Genomic DNA, 15,859 nt, shown 5'->3' on the forward strand with positions numbered 1-15,859 from the left:
TTAAGTGACAGCCGTTGTCAAGCGCCGACAGGTTGGGTCATTAAGCCCACCGATTTGACACCTGCCTGACGAAGCATATTCAACGCTTTGATAATTTCATCATAAGGAACTTCCTTAGAGCCACCAATCAAGAAAATCGTTTTCGGATTAGCTTTCATCACGGTTTGAGCTTCTGCAACGATTTGCTGTTCAGGTAACAATTCCAAACGCTCCTGATTAACAATCATGCTGTACTGCCCTACCCCAGAAACTTCCACAATGACCGGCGGATTATCAGTGCTGGAAACTGTCTTTGAATCCACCGAATCAGGTAAATCAACTTCCACACTTTGCGTGATAATCGGTGCTGTTGCCATGAAAATAAGCAGCAATACCAGCAACACGTCCAGCAAGGGGACGATATTGATCTCGGATTTTAGCTCACGTCTGCGACTACGAGTGTGCGCCATTCGCTGATTTCCCCTTACGATTTATTACGACTTATTAGTATTGGAAGCAAAAGCCTGACGATGCAGGATAGCCAGGAACTCTTCCATAAAGTTATCGTAAACTTGTTCTAGTTTGTTAACCCGCTGGTTCAGGCGGTTATAGGCCATCACCGCAGGAATGGCCGCAAACAGGCCGATAGCTGTTGCAATCAAAGCTTCAGCAATACCCGGCGCAACCATTTGCAAGGTTGCCTGTTTAACCGCTCCCAACGCAATAAAGGCATGCATGATCCCCCAAACCGTACCAAACAACCCAATATAAGGACTGATAGAACCTACCGTACCCAGAAATGGAATATGATTTTCCAATACTTCCAATTCACGATTTAGTGAAATACGCATGGCACGGGAGGCCCCCGTGATAACAGCTTCTGGAGCATGGTTATTTGCCTGATGTAAACGAGCAAATTCTTTAAACCCGGAATGGAATATCTGCTCAGTGCCACTTAACGAATCACGGCGTGACTGACTTTCTTTGTAAAGGCGAGATAATTCAATACCAGACCAAAATTTATCTTCAAATGCTTCTGCCTCACGGCTGGCGGCATTCAGGATTTTTGTTCGTTGAATAATGATTGCCCAAGAAACGATAGAAAAGCCAATCAAAATCAGCATGATCAGCTGCACTAAGAAACCTGCCTTAAGAAATAAATCAAGGATGTTCATGTCAGTCACTGCTTAAACTCCGCGACAATAGACTTTGGAAGCGCAATCGGCTTCATTTGAGATGAATTCACGTAGACAACAAGGCATTCTGCACTGCTGACAACTACGCCATTACAATCAACAATTCGTTGAATAAATGTCAGAGAAGCACCACGGATATTCGTAACTTCGCTTTCAACAACCAGTTGGTCATCCAGTTTTGCGGGTTTCCGGTAGTCAATCGTCATACGACTAACAACAAAACCAACTTGTTCATCTAGCATAGACTGTTGGTGGAAACCTTTTTCCCGCAACATCTCTGTACGCGCTCTTTCGTAAAAACCCAAATACCGAGCGTGATAAACCACACCACTAGCATCTGTGTCTTCGTAATAAACACGGATAGGCCAACGGAATAACATATTACTCATATAATCCTAATTAGGCGAATTGACGCTGTCACTATACTTAAGACAATAGCGCTTTGGAATGACCTGTCAGTAAAAAAATTTATAGGCCGCCAGCCTATAAAATCACAATTAGTTTACTTAAAGAAATGATATAAGCCAAAAAGAAGAATGAAAAATGCAGGTAACGGATGAAAAAATAATCGCCAAATAATACGGTTAGGATGAAAACCAACACCAAAAGTAACGCCAGAACAAACTGCCCAGATCAATAAAATACCTTGCCATATTTGTAGTGAACTGGTATTGGCGGCAAAACGTACAGGGTTCCAAAACACACATGCAGCAAGTGTTAAGGCGATAATGAGGATAAGAGCCCTCACCAGGCTCTTATCCATAAGTTGGTAGCATTTATCAGCCAACATTATTTTTTGTCACTCTCAGAAGCGTTCTGTGATTCGCTATGCTCAAGTGCCAAAGCAGCAATGATAGCAAAGCTACAAGCCAAGAGCGTTCCGAGAATCCAAGCAAAATACCACATGCCTATGCTCCTTAGTACAGTGAGTGTTTGTTGTTATCAATGTAGTTCTTATCCAAACGCCCGAAGGTTTTGTAATAACACCAAATGGTGTAAGACAGCACAATAGGAATGAAGATAAGTGCAACAACGAACATAATTTGCAACGTCCACTGACTGGATGTCGCATCCCACATAGTCAGACTGACATTCGGGTCAAAGCTTGATGGCATCACAAACGGGAACATAGCAATACCTGAAGTCAGGATAATACAAGCTACTGTCAGTGATGAGAACAAGAATGCCCAGGCACCTTTATCCATCCAGGTAGCCAGCATAGTCAGCAGAGGAAGCAATACGCCCAACACAGGTATCGCCCACAGAACCGGATAGTTATTGAAGTTGGTCAGCCATGCGCCTGCCTGCTGGATAACTTCTTTATGTAACGGATTGGACGCCGCATTAACATCCAGTCCTCCTGTTACAACATAGCCATCAATGCCATAAATCAGCCATATCCCTGCCAACAGGAATGCAATTGCCGTTATCGCTGCACAAACATGGGTCGAGGTACGGGAGCGCAGATGCAGTTCGCCTGTTGTACGCATTTGCAGATAAGTTGCGCCCTGCGTCACAATCATCATCAGGCTAATCACTCCGGCCAGCAATCCATAAGGGTTCAGCAATCCAAAGAATGAACCTTCATAGGAGACACGCAGATAGGAATCGACTGCCAGCGGTACGCCTTGCAGCAAGTTACCAAATGCCACCCCGATAACCAATGCAGGTACGAAGCTACCGATAACCAGCCCCCAGTCCCACATATTACGCCATTTTCTGTTTTCCAGTTTCGAACGGTAATCAAAGCCAACCGGACGGAAAAACAGGGCTGCCAAGACCAGAATCATTGCCACATAAAAGCCAGAGAAAGCAGCTGCATATACCATCGGCCATGCGGCAAACAGGGCGCCACCCGCGGTAATTAACCAAACCTGGTTACCATCCCAGTGCGGGGCAACTGAGTTAATCATGATGCGGCGTTCGGTATCATTTTTACCAATGATCCGCAGCAGGATACCCACTCCCATGTCGAAACCATCAGTTACTGTGAAACCGATCAGTAACACACCAATCAGCAGCCACCATATAAATCGTAATACATCATAATCAAGCATAAGTGGACTCCTGCTTACTCAATATTATTCGCTGAAGAAGCGGTTTTTTGTTCAAAATGGTAACGTCCTGTCTTGAGGCTACTTGGGCCAAGACGGGCAAATTTGAACATCAAGAACATCTCTGCGATCAAGAACAAAGTGTACAGACCACAAATCAGCACCATTGAGAAAATCAGATCGCCTACACTGCGTGTTGAAGACGCGACAGCAGTTGGCAACACTTCACCAATCGCCCATGGCTGACGACCATATTCTGCGACAAACCAACCTGCCTCAACGGCAATCCACGGCAATGGAATGCTGAACAATGCAGCACGTAGCAGCCACTTATATTGACCGATACGGTTACGGAGAACACTCAGGAACGATAGACCGATAACCACCAACATAATAAAGCCAGCAGCAACCATGATACGGAATGCAAAGTAGAGTGGTGCTACACGCGGAATAGAGTCTTTCGCTGCGGCTTTAATTTGCTCTTCTGTCGCATCCGTTACGTTTTGGGTATAACGCTTCACGAGCATACCATAGCCAAGATCTTTCTTACTTTCATTGAATGCACTGCGAACACTTGGATCAACATTACCTGCACGCAGTTCTTCCAGTAATTCATAGGCCTTAAGACCGTTACGGATACGCTGCTCATGCTGGCTCATCAAATCACGCAGACCAACGACCGGTGTATCTGTAGAGCGGGTAGCAATCAAACCTAAAACGTAAGGGATTTGGATGGAATATTTATTTTCCATTTTGTCCTGATCAGGAAGACCAATCAGCGTGAATGAAGCCGGAGGTGGCTGGGTTTCCCACTCTGCTTCAATAGCTGCCAATTTGGTTTTCTGCACGTCCCCCATTTCATATCCAGATTCATCACCCAGAACAATGACGGACAGTACCGCAGCCATGCCAAAACTGGCTGCAATAGCAAAAGAACGTTTGGCAAACCCTAAGTCGCGCCCTTTGAGCAGATAGTAAGAACTGATACCCAGTACAAAAACGGCACCTGTGACATAACCGGCTGCAACAGTGTGAACAAATTTCACCTGAGCAACCGGGTTAAGTACCAGTTCGCTGAAGCTCACCATTTCCATTCGCATGGTTTCGAAGTTAAAGTCAGACGCAATCGGGTTTTGCATCCAACCATTCGCAATCAGGATCCACAATGCAGAGAAGTTAGAGCCTAATGCAACCAGCCAGGTAACCGCCAAGTGTTGTTTCTTACTCAATCGATCCCACCCGAAGAAAAACAGACCAACGAATGTGGATTCGAGGAAGAATGCCATCAGACCTTCGATGGCCAGAGGCGCACCGAAAATATCACCAACATAATGTGAGAAATATGACCAGTTGGTTCCGAACTGGAACTCCATGGTCAAGCCCGTTGCGACACCCAAGGCAAAGTTAATACCAAATAACTTACCCCAGAATTTTGTCATATCTTTATAGATTTGTTTGCCAGAAAGGACATATACCGTTTCCATGATCGCAAGCAAAAACGCCATACCGAGCGTTAATGGTACGAACAGAAAATGGTACATAGCAGTTAAGGCAAACTGTAATCGTGACAGTTCGACAATATCAAACATCTTGACTCCTTGCTCCTAGCAGGAAGACACCGACTTGCGGCAACCCGACTTCGTAAAACGAAAGTCTCGTAACTACCAGCAATAAATGCCTCAAACACAACAATGAATTATTACAAAATCAAAAATTCAATAGATACCACAATAATATTACGCCTATATTCACATACAATAAATAGCTTTTACGTGACTCAGCTTAGAATTCTGAATATAGATCAACAATATCATACATTCTCAGATTAATACCTATATATACTAGATCAATTTAATCAAGTTTAGCGAATACAATCCAGAGTAATAAATTGATTTTAGTCAATTTTTTTCTTATTTTGTTAATCTTTACAGCTATTATTTCATTATGGTTTACTTGATGTTAATAAGTTGTTATTTGCAATGGATTGTAATTTATTTTTTGCTGTAAAATGCATTAGAAAATTAACTTTTCTTTTTCATTCTTTAAAGAATATATTTTTTCGATATTTCCAATTTAATTAATAAAATAAATAGATTTCACTAAAATCCAGTTCAATTAAATTGAAAAACAACGGATCTTATAAATGAACTAACCCATTGTTAATATTATAAATAAAATAAAAGGCCACCCTAAAGCAGCCTTTTTCTATCAAAAGAGTTTATTTTATGCTTCTTATGCCAATAACACTTTTACAGCATCGCCAATGTCTGCAAGGCTACGCACCGTCTTCACGCCCGCCGCTTCCAGAGCAGCAAATTTCTCGTCTGCTGTCCCTTTACCACCTGCGATAATCGCTCCGGCATGGCCCATGCGCTTACCTTTAGGTGCAGTTACACCCGCAATATAAGCAACAACCGGTTTAGTCACATGTTCTTTGATATAAGCCGCAGCTTCTTCTTCGGCTGTACCACCAATTTCACCAATCATGACAATCGCTTCTGTCTGTGGATCTTGCTGGAACATTTGCAGAATATCAATGAAGTTCGAACCCGGGATCGGGTCACCACCGATGCCAACACAGGTAGATTGCCCTAACCCAGCATCTGTGGTCTGTTTAACCGCTTCATAAGTCAGTGTGCCTGAACGGGAAACAATGCCCACTTTACCTGACTTATGAATATGCCCAGGCATAATGCCAATCTTACACTCATCAGGTGTAATGACACCCGGACAGTTAGGACCAATCATACGAACACCGGCTTGATCCAATTTTTCCTTAACGGTCAACATATCGAGTGTTGGGATGCCTTCTGTAATAGTGATGATCAGTTTAATGCCCGCATCAATCGCTTCCAAAATGGAATCTTTACAGAATGGTGCCGGAACGTAGATTACAGAAGCAGTTGCCCCCGTTGCTTCAACGGCTTCACGTACGGTGTTGAATACAGGTAATCCTAAATGCTCAGTGCCACCTTTACCCGGTGTTACGCCACCCACCATTTGAGTGCCGTAGGCTATCGCCTGTTCGGAGTGAAAAGTACCTTGGCTACCAGTAAAACCCTGACAAATCACTTTGGTGTTTTTATCGATTAAAATAGACATTATTTATTCTCCGCTGCTGCGACTGCCTGTTTAGCTGCGTCTGTCAAACTGGTAGCTGCAATGATGTTCAAACCGCTATCCGCCAGTTTTTTAGCACCCAGTTCAGCATTGTTTCCTTCCAGACGAACGACTACCGGTACGTTAACACCCACTTCTTCCACCGCACCAATAATGCCGTCAGCGATCAAGTCACAGCGGACGATACCACCAAAGATATTAACCAAAACCGCCTTAACATTTTCATCTGACAAGATGATCTTGAATGCTTCGGTAACACGCTCTTTTGTTGCACCACCACCTACATCAAGGAAGTTTGCCGGTGCACCACCGTGCAGTTTGACAATGTCCATCGTTCCCATTGCCAGACCTGCACCATTCACCATACAACCAATATTGCCATCCAGTGCAACATAGTTCAGTTCCCACTGTGCAGCCTGAGCTTCACGTAAATCTTCCTGTGAAGGATCGTGCATTTCACGCAGTTCAGCCTGACGGAACATAGCATTACCATCAGCGCTCAATTTTCCATCCAGACAAACCAGATCACCTTGCGTTGTGATCACCAGAGGGTTGATTTCAACTAATGCCAAATCACGCTCTAAGAACAGGTTAGCCAATCCCAAGAAAATCTTGGTGAATTGACCCACTTGTTTACCAGTCAAACCAAGTTTGAATGCCAATTCACGGCCTTGATACGGCATAGGACCAGAGAGTGGGTCGATAATGGCTTTATGAATGAGTTCGGGCGTTTCTTCCGCCACTTTTTCTATTTCGACGCCACCTTCAGTAGAAGCCATGAACACTACACGACGTGTACCGCGGTCAACAACAGCCCCGAGATACAGCTCCTTGGCAATATCAGTTGCCCCTTCCACCAAGATCTGATGAACAGGTTGCCCCTGCACATCTGTCTGGTAAGTTACCAGTCGTTTACCCAGCCATTGTTCAGCAAAAGTGCGGATATCTTCCTTACTGTTGACGACTTTCACGCCACCAGCCTTACCGCGGCCACCTGCATGAACCTGACATTTAACGACCCAAGGACCTGAACCAATCTTGGATGCTGCTTCTTCTGCTTCGCGCGGTGTGGTACAAGCATAGCCAGCAGGTGCTGGTAAACCATACCGTGCAAAAAGTTGTTTTGCCTGATACTCGTGTAAATTCATGATGTTCTATCCATAATTTAATTTAAGAAAGGTAAATTACCTTCTATTTTGTTGCTCTGGATATGACCAGCCCCAAGGGACTGGCCTGCATATATTTTTACATCAACGTCGTACTACTTCAGACTTGGCGGAGTTAACACTCTCCGCCGATAGTGATGCTATACATCCAGCAACAAACGTGTTGGATCTTCCAGCATTTCTTTGATGGTCACCAAGAAGCCGACTGACTCGCGACCGTCAATCAGACGGTGGTCATAGGACAGTGCCAAGTACATCATCGGAAGGATCTCAACCTGACCATTTACAGCCATTGGGCGATCTTTAATGGCATGCATGCCAAGGATCGCGCTTTGTGGTGGGTTAATGATCGGGGTGGACATCAGGGAGCCGAAAACACCACCATTGGTAATGGTGAAATTACCACCAGTAAGTTCCTCAACGGTCAATTTACCATCGCGGCCTTTGATAGCCAGCTCTTTGATGCTTTTCTCCATGTCAGCCATGCTCAATGCATCTGCATCACGCAATACTGGTGTAACCAGGCCACGTGGTGTAGATACAGCAATACTGATATCAAAATAGTTGTGGTAAACCACATCCGTGCCATCAATGGAAGCGTTCACTTCTGGATAGCGTTTCAACGCCTCAACAACCGCTTTCACATAGAAAGACATAAAGCCCAGACGTACACCATGACGTTTCTCAAACGCATCACCATACTGCTTGCGCAATTCCTGAATTGGCTTCATGTTGACTTCATTGAAAGTCGTCAGCATTGCCGTATTGTTCTTCGCTTCAAGCAAACGTTCTGCAACACGCTTACGCAAACGCGTCATTGGGACACGTTTTTCACTGCGGTGTGGCAATAAGGATGGCTGTTCAGCAGATGCAGCGGGCTTATCACTCTCTTTTTTATTCTCAGCGACATATTTTTCGATATCTTCACGGACAAGGCGACCACCAACACCACTGCCTTTAATGGCAGCAGGATCTAAATCATGCTCTGCAATCAGACGACGAACAGCAGGGCTTAGAGCATCGTTGCTTTCTTCTTCCAAAGATGCGGTCTGACGCTGCGCTGGCGTTGCCTCTGTTTTGGCTTTTACTTCGGCAGGTATCCCCGTGCTGTCACCTAAACGGATACGACCTAACAGTTGTTTTGACAGAACAGTGGCGCCCTCTTCTTCCAAAATAGATTCCAAAACACCTGCTTCACTTGCTGGTACTTCCAAAACAACTTTATCCGTTTCAATTTCAACCAGCACTTCATCACGCTCTATGGTGTCACCTGGTTTTTTATGCCACGTTGCAACAGAGGCATCTGCAACAGATTCAGGAAGGTCTGGAACCAGAATTTCTACGCTACTCATTTTCTATCCTTAATTTATTCAACGTTCAGTGCGTCATTAACCAGTGCTTGTTGCTGCTGCTGGTGAACAGACGGATATCCCACAGCCGGGGAAGCAGATGCCGGACGACCTGCATAACGTAAAGACGCCCCAAATGGGATCGCTTCACGGAAATTATGTTGACTGCAATACCAAGCCCCTTGGTTCAGCGGCTCTTCCTGACACCAGACGAAATCATGAACATGGGCATACTGCTCAAATTGAGCTTGCAGCTGCTGACGTGGGAATGGATACAGCTGTTCAATACGCACAATAGCAACATCGGTCTGTTCATTCTTACGACGCTGTTCCAGAAGATCGTAATAAATTTTGCCGGAACAAAGCACAACGCGCTTAACACCTTTTGGATCCAAAGCGTCAATTTCACCAATTACTGGCTCAAATTTGCCATTCGCCAATTCATCCAGAGTAGACACTGCCAATGGATGACGCAGTAACGATTTCGGTGACATAACGATGAGAGGACGGCGCATACCACGCAGAGCCTGACGACGCAGCATGTGATAAACCTGAGCTGGAGTCGATGGTACGCAAACCTGCATGTTTTGTTCAGCACACAGTTGCAGATAACGTTCCAGACGTGCCGATGAGTGCTCTGGTCCCTGCCCTTCATAACCATGTGGCAACAGCATAACCAAGCCACACATACGGCCCCATTTCTGTTCGCCAGAGCTGATAAATTGGTCAATCACAACCTGAGCCACGTTGGCAAAGTCACCAAATTGGGCTTCCCAAATCGTCAGGACACGCGGTTCAGTTGTTGCATAACCGTATTCAAATGCCAGTACAGCTTCTTCTGAAAGGACAGAATCCCATACGTTAAATACACCCTGTCCATTGTGGATATTCGCCAAAGGTACATAAACAGAAGCATTGTTTTGGTTATGAATAACGGCATGACGGTGGAAGAAAGTACCACGTCCCGCATCTTCACCAGAGATACGGACAGGAATACCTTCATCAACCAAGGTCGCGTAAGCCAGTGTTTCCGCAGCACCCCAGTCAAACAACTTATTGCCATTCGCCATTTCTGCACGGTCGCCATAGATTTTCGCAACACGTGAGTGCATTACCACTTCGGCAGGAACAGTACTGATGCTTTTGCCAAGATCTTGCAGACGTTTCATATCCATCTTATGTGGATACTCTTCATCCCATTCGTGGTTCAGGTAGGGTTCCCATGTGAATGAATGCAGCCCCATTGGACGCCATTCATCGACAACACATTCACCATGATCCAATGCATCGCGATACAGATTCACCATCTCAGTAACGTCATTGGCTTCCAGCAAACCTTCCGCGACCAGCTTATCTGCATAGATTTTACGTGCAGTTGGTTGTTTTTTGATTTGCTGGTACATTAGTGGCTGAGTTGCACTTGGCTCATCAGCTTCGTTATGACCGTGGCGACGGTAACACACCAGATCGATCATAACGTCACTTTTGAAGGTATTACGGAAGTCAAGCGCCAGACGTGTGACGAATGCAACAGCTTCCGGATCATCTGCATTAACGTGGAAAATCGGTGCCTGAACCATTTTCACAATATCAGTACAATATTGTGTTGAACGAGCATCTTTCGGGTTGGAAGTGGTGAAGCCAATCTGGTTGTTCACTACGATACGAACCGTACCGCCAACTTCATAACCACGAGCCTGAGACATGTTCAACGTTTCCTGAACAATCCCCTGCCCTGTGACTGCGGCATCACCGTGGATGGTGACAGGCAGAACCATGTTGCTACGGCCTTCATCAAGACGATCACGGCGGGCACGTACAGAACCGATAACAACAGGGCTGACAATCTCAAGGTGAGAGGGGTTAAAGGCCAGTGCCAAATGCACCAAACCCCCTTCGGTTTCAAAATCAGAAGAAAAACCTTGATGGTATTTTACGTCGCCTGTACCCAGATGCTCTTTGTGTTTACCCGCAAATTCGTCGAACAGATCTACCGGTTTTTTACCCAAGAGATTGACCAACACGTTAAGGCGACCACGATGAGCCATTCCCAAGACCACTTCACGGGTACTTTGTTTACCTGCGTGACGGATCAACTCTTTTAACATAGGGATAAGTGCATCGCCACCTTCCAGGGAGAAACGTTTCGCCCCTGGGAATTTAGCACCTAAATAGCGTTCCAAACCTTCCGCGGATGTTAATTCTTTCAGGAAACGACGCTTTTCTTCCGCACTAAATTGTGAACTGACTGTCACTGATTCCAGACGTTGCTGGATCCAACGTTTTTCTTCCGTATTGGTGATGTGCATATATTCCGCACCAATTGAACCGCAATAAATGCGTTTCAGCGCGTCATACAGATCAGCCAATTTCATGGTCTCTTTACCAATGGCAAAAGAACCAACATTAAACGTTTCTTCAAAATCCGCTTTTGTTAAATTATGGAAAGCAGGATCAATATCAGGTACAGGTTCCTGCTTCCATAATCCCAATGGATCAAGGTTTGCATGTTGGTGTCCGCGGAAGCGGAATGCATTGATGAGCTGCAAAACTTTGACTTGTTTTGCATCCATTGCTGGATCGCTGACTGAAGTGTGATAACGTGTGGCATCTTTTGCCAGACGACGGAAATAATCGCGTGTCTGTGAGTGAAGTTGTTCGCCGCTAAATCCTGCTTCCGGTAATTGTTGGAAAATTTCTCTCCAACTTGCATCAACAGAATTAGGATCGGTTATATAGTCTTCATAGATTTGCTCTATGTAAGACTGGTTTGCACCAGCCAGAAAGCTTGAGTCCAGCCAGTCCTTCATTGCGCCGTTCTGCATTGTGATCCCTTAAGCTTTAAAAGCTTTAGTTTTCGCCGTGGTTAACAAATACCGCTTAATTAGCGGTGTTGATAAAAGGTTCATTTGGACGTGCTTAATGCATGTTCTTCTATGGGTTTTCCTACCCTTCAAGGAACCTTTAAAAACCGAATATCAGTTTTTAAAGATCCCTTTATTTAGAAACATACTTCGTTTTTAGCAGCAGGCAATTTATCATTTTTCATTCTTTAATGCCCTCCACTGATTTGATATTTATTTCAAAATTGTGGAGGGCAACATTATATGCACTATTTACACACTATTTATGTGTTATTTATGCACAAATTTTTATTTTGCTATGCGCTATGTTTCAGCAACATAGATTTAATATGACCAATCGCTTTTGTCGGATTCAATCCCTTAGGACATACGTTGACGCAATTCATAATTCCGTGGCAACGGAAAACACTGAATGCATCATTCAGATTATCCAATCGTGAACTTGTTTCAGTATCACGGCTATCAATCAGGAAACGGTATGCCGCTAAAAGACCGGCTGGGCCGATAAATTTATCTGGATTCCACCAGAATGATGGGCAAGACGTTGAGCAACAGGCACATAAGATACATTCATACAAACCATCCAGTTTTTCACGCTGTACTGGTGATTGCAGGTGCTCACGCGCGGGTGGATTTTTACCATCATTAATCAGATAAGGGCGGATTTTCTCATACTGCGCGTAGAACTGCCCCATATCAACAACCAAATCACGAACTACAGGCAAACCAGGCAATGGGCGAATAACAATTTTTTTATTGCCACGACGCAACGCTGAAATAGGTGTAATACATGCCAAGCCGTTTTTACCGTTCATATTCACGCCATCAGAGCCACAAACCCCTTCACGGCAAGAGCGGCGGAATGACAAGGTTGGATCTTGCTCTTTTAGCTGGATGAGCGCATCCAGCAACATCATATCGCGCCCTTCCTCTGCTTCCAGTGTGTAGTCCTGCATACGAGGCACATCATCGACATCTGGATTATAACGATAAATGGAAAATTCAAGTTTCATAATCTATCTCTCCGCAACTGGAACATCAGCAATGCAATTAGTAAGAACGCACTTTCGGCGGAAATGCTTCACGCAGCGTTGGCTGCATATTCACTTCACGACGAGTCATGCTCTCAGTTTGCGGTAAGTACAGGCTATGGCACAGCCAGTTAGCATCATCACGCTCTGGATAGTCAAAGCGGCTATGAGCACCACGACTTTCTGTACGGAAGTTCGCAGCAACCGCAGTTGAATAAGCTGTTTCCATCAGGTTATCCAATTCCAAACATTCAATGCGTTGGGTATTGAATTCTGATGAAGTATCATCCAGACGCGCATTTTTCAGACGTTCGCGGATCACTTTCAGCTCTTCCAGTCCTCTTGCCATCGCATCACCTTCACGGAATACCGAGAAATTATGCTGCATACAAGCCTGCAATGCTTTGCGGATTTCCACTGGATCTTCACCTGAACGGGTATTATTCCAACGGTTCAGACGTTGAAGTGCTGCATCGACATCAGATTCGCTGGCATCACGGCTCGTACCCTGTTCCATCAGGCATTCTTTCAAATGCAAGCCTGCGGAACGACCAAATACCACCAGGTCAAGCAGTGAGTTACCCCCCAGACGGTTTGCGCCGTGAACAGATACGCAAGCAATTTCACCCACAGCAAACAGGCCAGGGATGACCACATCTTCGCCTTTTTCATTGACTGTCAGCGCCTGACCCGTAATCTTAGTTGGAATCCCCCCCATCATATAGTGACAGGTTGGGATAACAGGGATCGGCTCTTTTACTGGATCGACATGGGCGAAAGTACGGGATAATTCAAGGATACCTGGCAGGCGGGATTCCAACACTTCTTTACCCAGATGATCCAGTTTCAGTTTGACATGCGGACCCCATGGGCCTTCACAGCCGCGGCCTTCACGGATTTCGATCATCATAGAACGTGCGACTACATCACGACCAGCAAGGTCTTTAGCATTTGGCGCATAACGCTCCATAAAGCGTTCACCATCTTTATTTAGCAGGTAACCACCTTCACCACGACAACCTTCTGTAACCAAAACCCCCGCTCCAGCAATACCCGTTGGGTGGAATTGCCACATTTCCATATCCTGAACAGGCACACCTGCACGCAACGCCATCCCCACACCATCACCGGTGTTGATATGCGCATTAGTCGTGGATTGGAAAATACGGCCGGCACCACCCGTGGCCAGAATAGTCGCCTTAGCTTTGAAATAGACCACTTCACCAGTTTCGATACAAATCGCGGTACAACCGACAACGGCACCATCCTGATTCTTAACCAAATCTAGCGAGTACCATTCAGAGAAGATAGTCGTGTGGTTTTTTAAATTCTGCTGATACAGAGTATGCAATAGCGCGTGACCGGTTCGGTCAGCAGCAGCGGCAGTACGAGCGGCCTGCTCGCCACCAAAATTTCTGGATTGCCCACCAAATGGGCGTTGGTAAATACGGCCATCATCCAGACGGGAAAACGGCAACCCCATGTGTTCCAGTTCCAAAATAGCTTCTGGGCCAGTCTTACACATATATTCGATGGCATCCTGGTCACCAATATAATCGGAGCCTTTCACCGTATCATACATGTGCCATTCCCAGTTATCGTCATGGGTATTGCCCAAAGCAACCGTGATCCCACCCTGTGCTGAAACTGTGTGGGAACGGGTTGGGAATACCTTGGAAATTAACGCACAAGATAAACCCATTTGTGAAATTTGCAGTGCAGCACGCATACCTGCGCCACCAGCACCAATAACAACAGCGTCAAACTCTCTTACCGACAGTTTCATTTATGCACCCCACACCACAATTGTTCCGTAAATCAAATAAGTTAACAGCGCTACGATAATCACCAGTTGCAACACCAGACGCAGTGCGAGCGGTTTGACATAATCTGTCAGTACCTGCCACATTCCAATCCACGCATGAACCAGAATGGAAAGCAGAGTCAACACAGTGAATACTTTAGTGAGGGATGAAGAAAAGAAACCTCGCCAGACTTCATAGGTAATATCCGATGTTGTTGCGACAAAACCGACGAGATAGAGGACGTACAAAACAATAATAATTGCGGATGCACGCAATAGCAGCCAATCCTGAATACCTGTACGACCCAAAGCGGATGCGTTGCTTACCATAATAATACCCCAGCCAGAATAGACAGAATAACCGCGATCGCTATTGCTACTTTGGCAGATGCACTACCGGTAGCGAGATTTTCTTCCAGGAAACCAAAATCCATCAACACATGGCGAATACCTCCACAGATGTGGTAAGCCAGCGCCGTCAATATCCCCCACAGGATAAATTTGGCGAAGAAGCCAGTCATGATTTCAGATGCTTGCAGGAAGCCTTCTTGCGAAGACAGAGACATCCCCAATAACCACAGCAGAATGCCAACTGCGATAAAGGTAATGACGCCTGAGATACGGTGCAAGATCGACGCTATCGCGGAGACGGGTTGGTTAATCGTCCGCAGATCAAGGTTGACAGGTCTTTGTTTTTTCACAATTTTGCCCACAAAGCTTTTTTTTATTTTCCATCCTCCGGTCCTGGGCGGGAATCAGACAGCGCGAAGAGGATACAAAGACACAACATAATTAACTTAAACAATCCCTACTGTTCATCAAAAGTTGTGATTTGGTTACGCTGGGTGCTCCTACATCAGGATAATCCGGAGACCTCACGGAAGTATAAGTACTTCACATTGTTATTACAATTGCCACACAATATGATTATTAACATTTAGCTTGAACAGTGAGAAAGATCACGCTTCAAACATTTTTCATAAAATCAACAATCTTGTTTGACAAAGATTAAACATTTATCTTACATATATGTCGTTATATATTATTTGCCATCATTTTATGATGCAAAATTAATCTTAACGAAAAATAAAAGTTATGTAAAAGTATCATATAAGCACAAAATGATAACATTTTATGTAAATAATACTTTAAACATAACTTCCAAAAACTTTTTAACAACCTGAAAACCATTGTCGTCCGTAATGAGATTTCAGCGTTAAATGTGATACCAGCCTGATTTTAAATTCTCTCCGGTAGCACAATGCCTTCGGCACAGTATAAATTGCGCCTATCTGG

At 44.9% G+C, this 15,859-nt stretch carries 15 protein-coding genes; all 15 read right to left on the reverse strand.

Annotated elements, in window-relative coordinates; all coding sequences use genetic code 11:
* Positions 1 to 17 precede the first annotated feature (17 nt).
* Positions 18 to 449: a colicin uptake protein TolR gene (gene tolR / locus ACSJJG_RS12645; RefSeq protein WP_481089592.1), complete on the reverse strand. Its 432-nt coding sequence runs from the start codon at positions 447 to 449 to the stop codon at positions 18 to 20.
* Positions 450 to 473: 24 nt separating this feature from the next.
* Positions 474 to 1,163: a Tol-Pal system protein TolQ gene (gene tolQ, locus ACSJJG_RS12650; protein ID WP_099131152.1), complete on the reverse strand. Its 690-nt coding sequence runs from the start codon at positions 1,161 to 1,163 to the stop codon at positions 474 to 476.
* Positions 1,160 to 1,564 carry a tol-pal system-associated acyl-CoA thioesterase gene (gene ybgC / locus ACSJJG_RS12655; RefSeq protein WP_481089593.1) on the reverse strand — a complete coding sequence of 135 codons (405 nt, stop codon included), beginning with the start codon at positions 1,562 to 1,564 and terminating at the stop codon, positions 1,160 to 1,162. Before ybgC ends, tolQ begins: the two co-directional genes overlap by 4 nt.
* A 113-nt stretch (positions 1,565 to 1,677) precedes the next feature.
* The gene (gene ybgE, locus ACSJJG_RS12660; RefSeq protein ID WP_481089594.1) at positions 1,678 to 1,965 is read right to left on the reverse strand and encodes a cyd operon protein YbgE; all 288 of its coding nucleotides are present in this window, start codon (positions 1,963 to 1,965) and stop codon (positions 1,678 to 1,680) included.
* Positions 1,965 to 2,081, reverse strand: coding sequence for a cytochrome bd-I oxidase subunit CydX (cydX, locus tag ACSJJG_RS12665; RefSeq protein ID WP_072059785.1), 117 nt, complete (start codon positions 2,079 to 2,081; stop codon positions 1,965 to 1,967). Before cydX ends, ybgE begins: the two co-directional genes overlap by 1 nt.
* An 11-nt stretch (positions 2,082 to 2,092) precedes the next feature.
* On the reverse strand, positions 2,093 to 3,232 hold the full coding sequence (cydB, locus tag ACSJJG_RS12670) for a cytochrome d ubiquinol oxidase subunit II (protein ID WP_481089595.1): 1,140 nt from the start codon (positions 3,230 to 3,232) through the stop codon (positions 2,093 to 2,095).
* A 14-nt stretch (positions 3,233 to 3,246) separates the two neighbouring features.
* On the reverse strand, positions 3,247 to 4,818 hold the full coding sequence (gene cydA, locus ACSJJG_RS12675) for a cytochrome ubiquinol oxidase subunit I (protein WP_481089596.1): 1,572 nt from the start codon (positions 4,816 to 4,818) through the stop codon (positions 3,247 to 3,249).
* Positions 4,819 to 5,461: 643 nt separating this feature from the next.
* Positions 5,462 to 6,331 carry a succinate--CoA ligase subunit alpha gene (sucD, locus tag ACSJJG_RS12680; protein WP_481089597.1) on the reverse strand — a complete coding sequence of 290 codons (870 nt, stop codon included), beginning with the start codon at positions 6,329 to 6,331 and terminating at the stop codon, positions 5,462 to 5,464.
* The gene (gene sucC, locus ACSJJG_RS12685) at positions 6,331 to 7,497 is read right to left on the reverse strand and encodes an ADP-forming succinate--CoA ligase subunit beta (protein ID WP_481089598.1); all 1,167 of its coding nucleotides are present in this window, start codon (positions 7,495 to 7,497) and stop codon (positions 6,331 to 6,333) included. Before sucC ends, sucD begins: the two co-directional genes overlap by 1 nt.
* A 158-nt stretch (positions 7,498 to 7,655) precedes the next feature.
* Positions 7,656 to 8,867, reverse strand: coding sequence for a 2-oxoglutarate dehydrogenase complex dihydrolipoyllysine-residue succinyltransferase (gene odhB / locus ACSJJG_RS12690; RefSeq protein ID WP_481089599.1), 1,212 nt, complete (start codon positions 8,865 to 8,867; stop codon positions 7,656 to 7,658).
* A 14-nt stretch (positions 8,868 to 8,881) separates the two neighbouring features.
* Positions 8,882 to 11,689 (reverse strand): 2-oxoglutarate dehydrogenase E1 component, encoded by a 2,808-nt coding sequence (sucA, locus tag ACSJJG_RS12695; RefSeq protein ID WP_481089600.1) that lies wholly within the window; start codon positions 11,687 to 11,689, stop codon positions 8,882 to 8,884.
* A gap of 335 nt (positions 11,690 to 12,024) precedes the next feature.
* Positions 12,025 to 12,741 carry a succinate dehydrogenase iron-sulfur subunit gene (locus ACSJJG_RS12700; protein ID WP_481089601.1) on the reverse strand — a complete coding sequence of 239 codons (717 nt, stop codon included), beginning with the start codon at positions 12,739 to 12,741 and terminating at the stop codon, positions 12,025 to 12,027.
* Between the two features lie 37 nt (positions 12,742 to 12,778).
* Positions 12,779 to 14,545 (reverse strand): succinate dehydrogenase flavoprotein subunit, encoded by a 1,767-nt coding sequence (sdhA, locus tag ACSJJG_RS12705; RefSeq protein ID WP_481089602.1) that lies wholly within the window; start codon positions 14,543 to 14,545, stop codon positions 12,779 to 12,781.
* Positions 14,546 to 14,893: a succinate dehydrogenase membrane anchor subunit gene (sdhD, locus tag ACSJJG_RS12710; protein WP_047770308.1), complete on the reverse strand. Its 348-nt coding sequence runs from the start codon at positions 14,891 to 14,893 to the stop codon at positions 14,546 to 14,548. It abuts the gene before it with no gap.
* Positions 14,887 to 15,276 carry a succinate dehydrogenase cytochrome b556 subunit gene (gene sdhC, locus ACSJJG_RS12715; RefSeq protein WP_074022583.1) on the reverse strand — a complete coding sequence of 130 codons (390 nt, stop codon included), beginning with the start codon at positions 15,274 to 15,276 and terminating at the stop codon, positions 14,887 to 14,889. The genes sdhD and sdhC overlap by 7 nt, the downstream gene beginning before the upstream one ends.
* Positions 15,277 to 15,859: the final 583 nt, after the last annotated feature.

The organism is Xenorhabdus sp. SGI 60 (genome assembly GCF_056632175.1).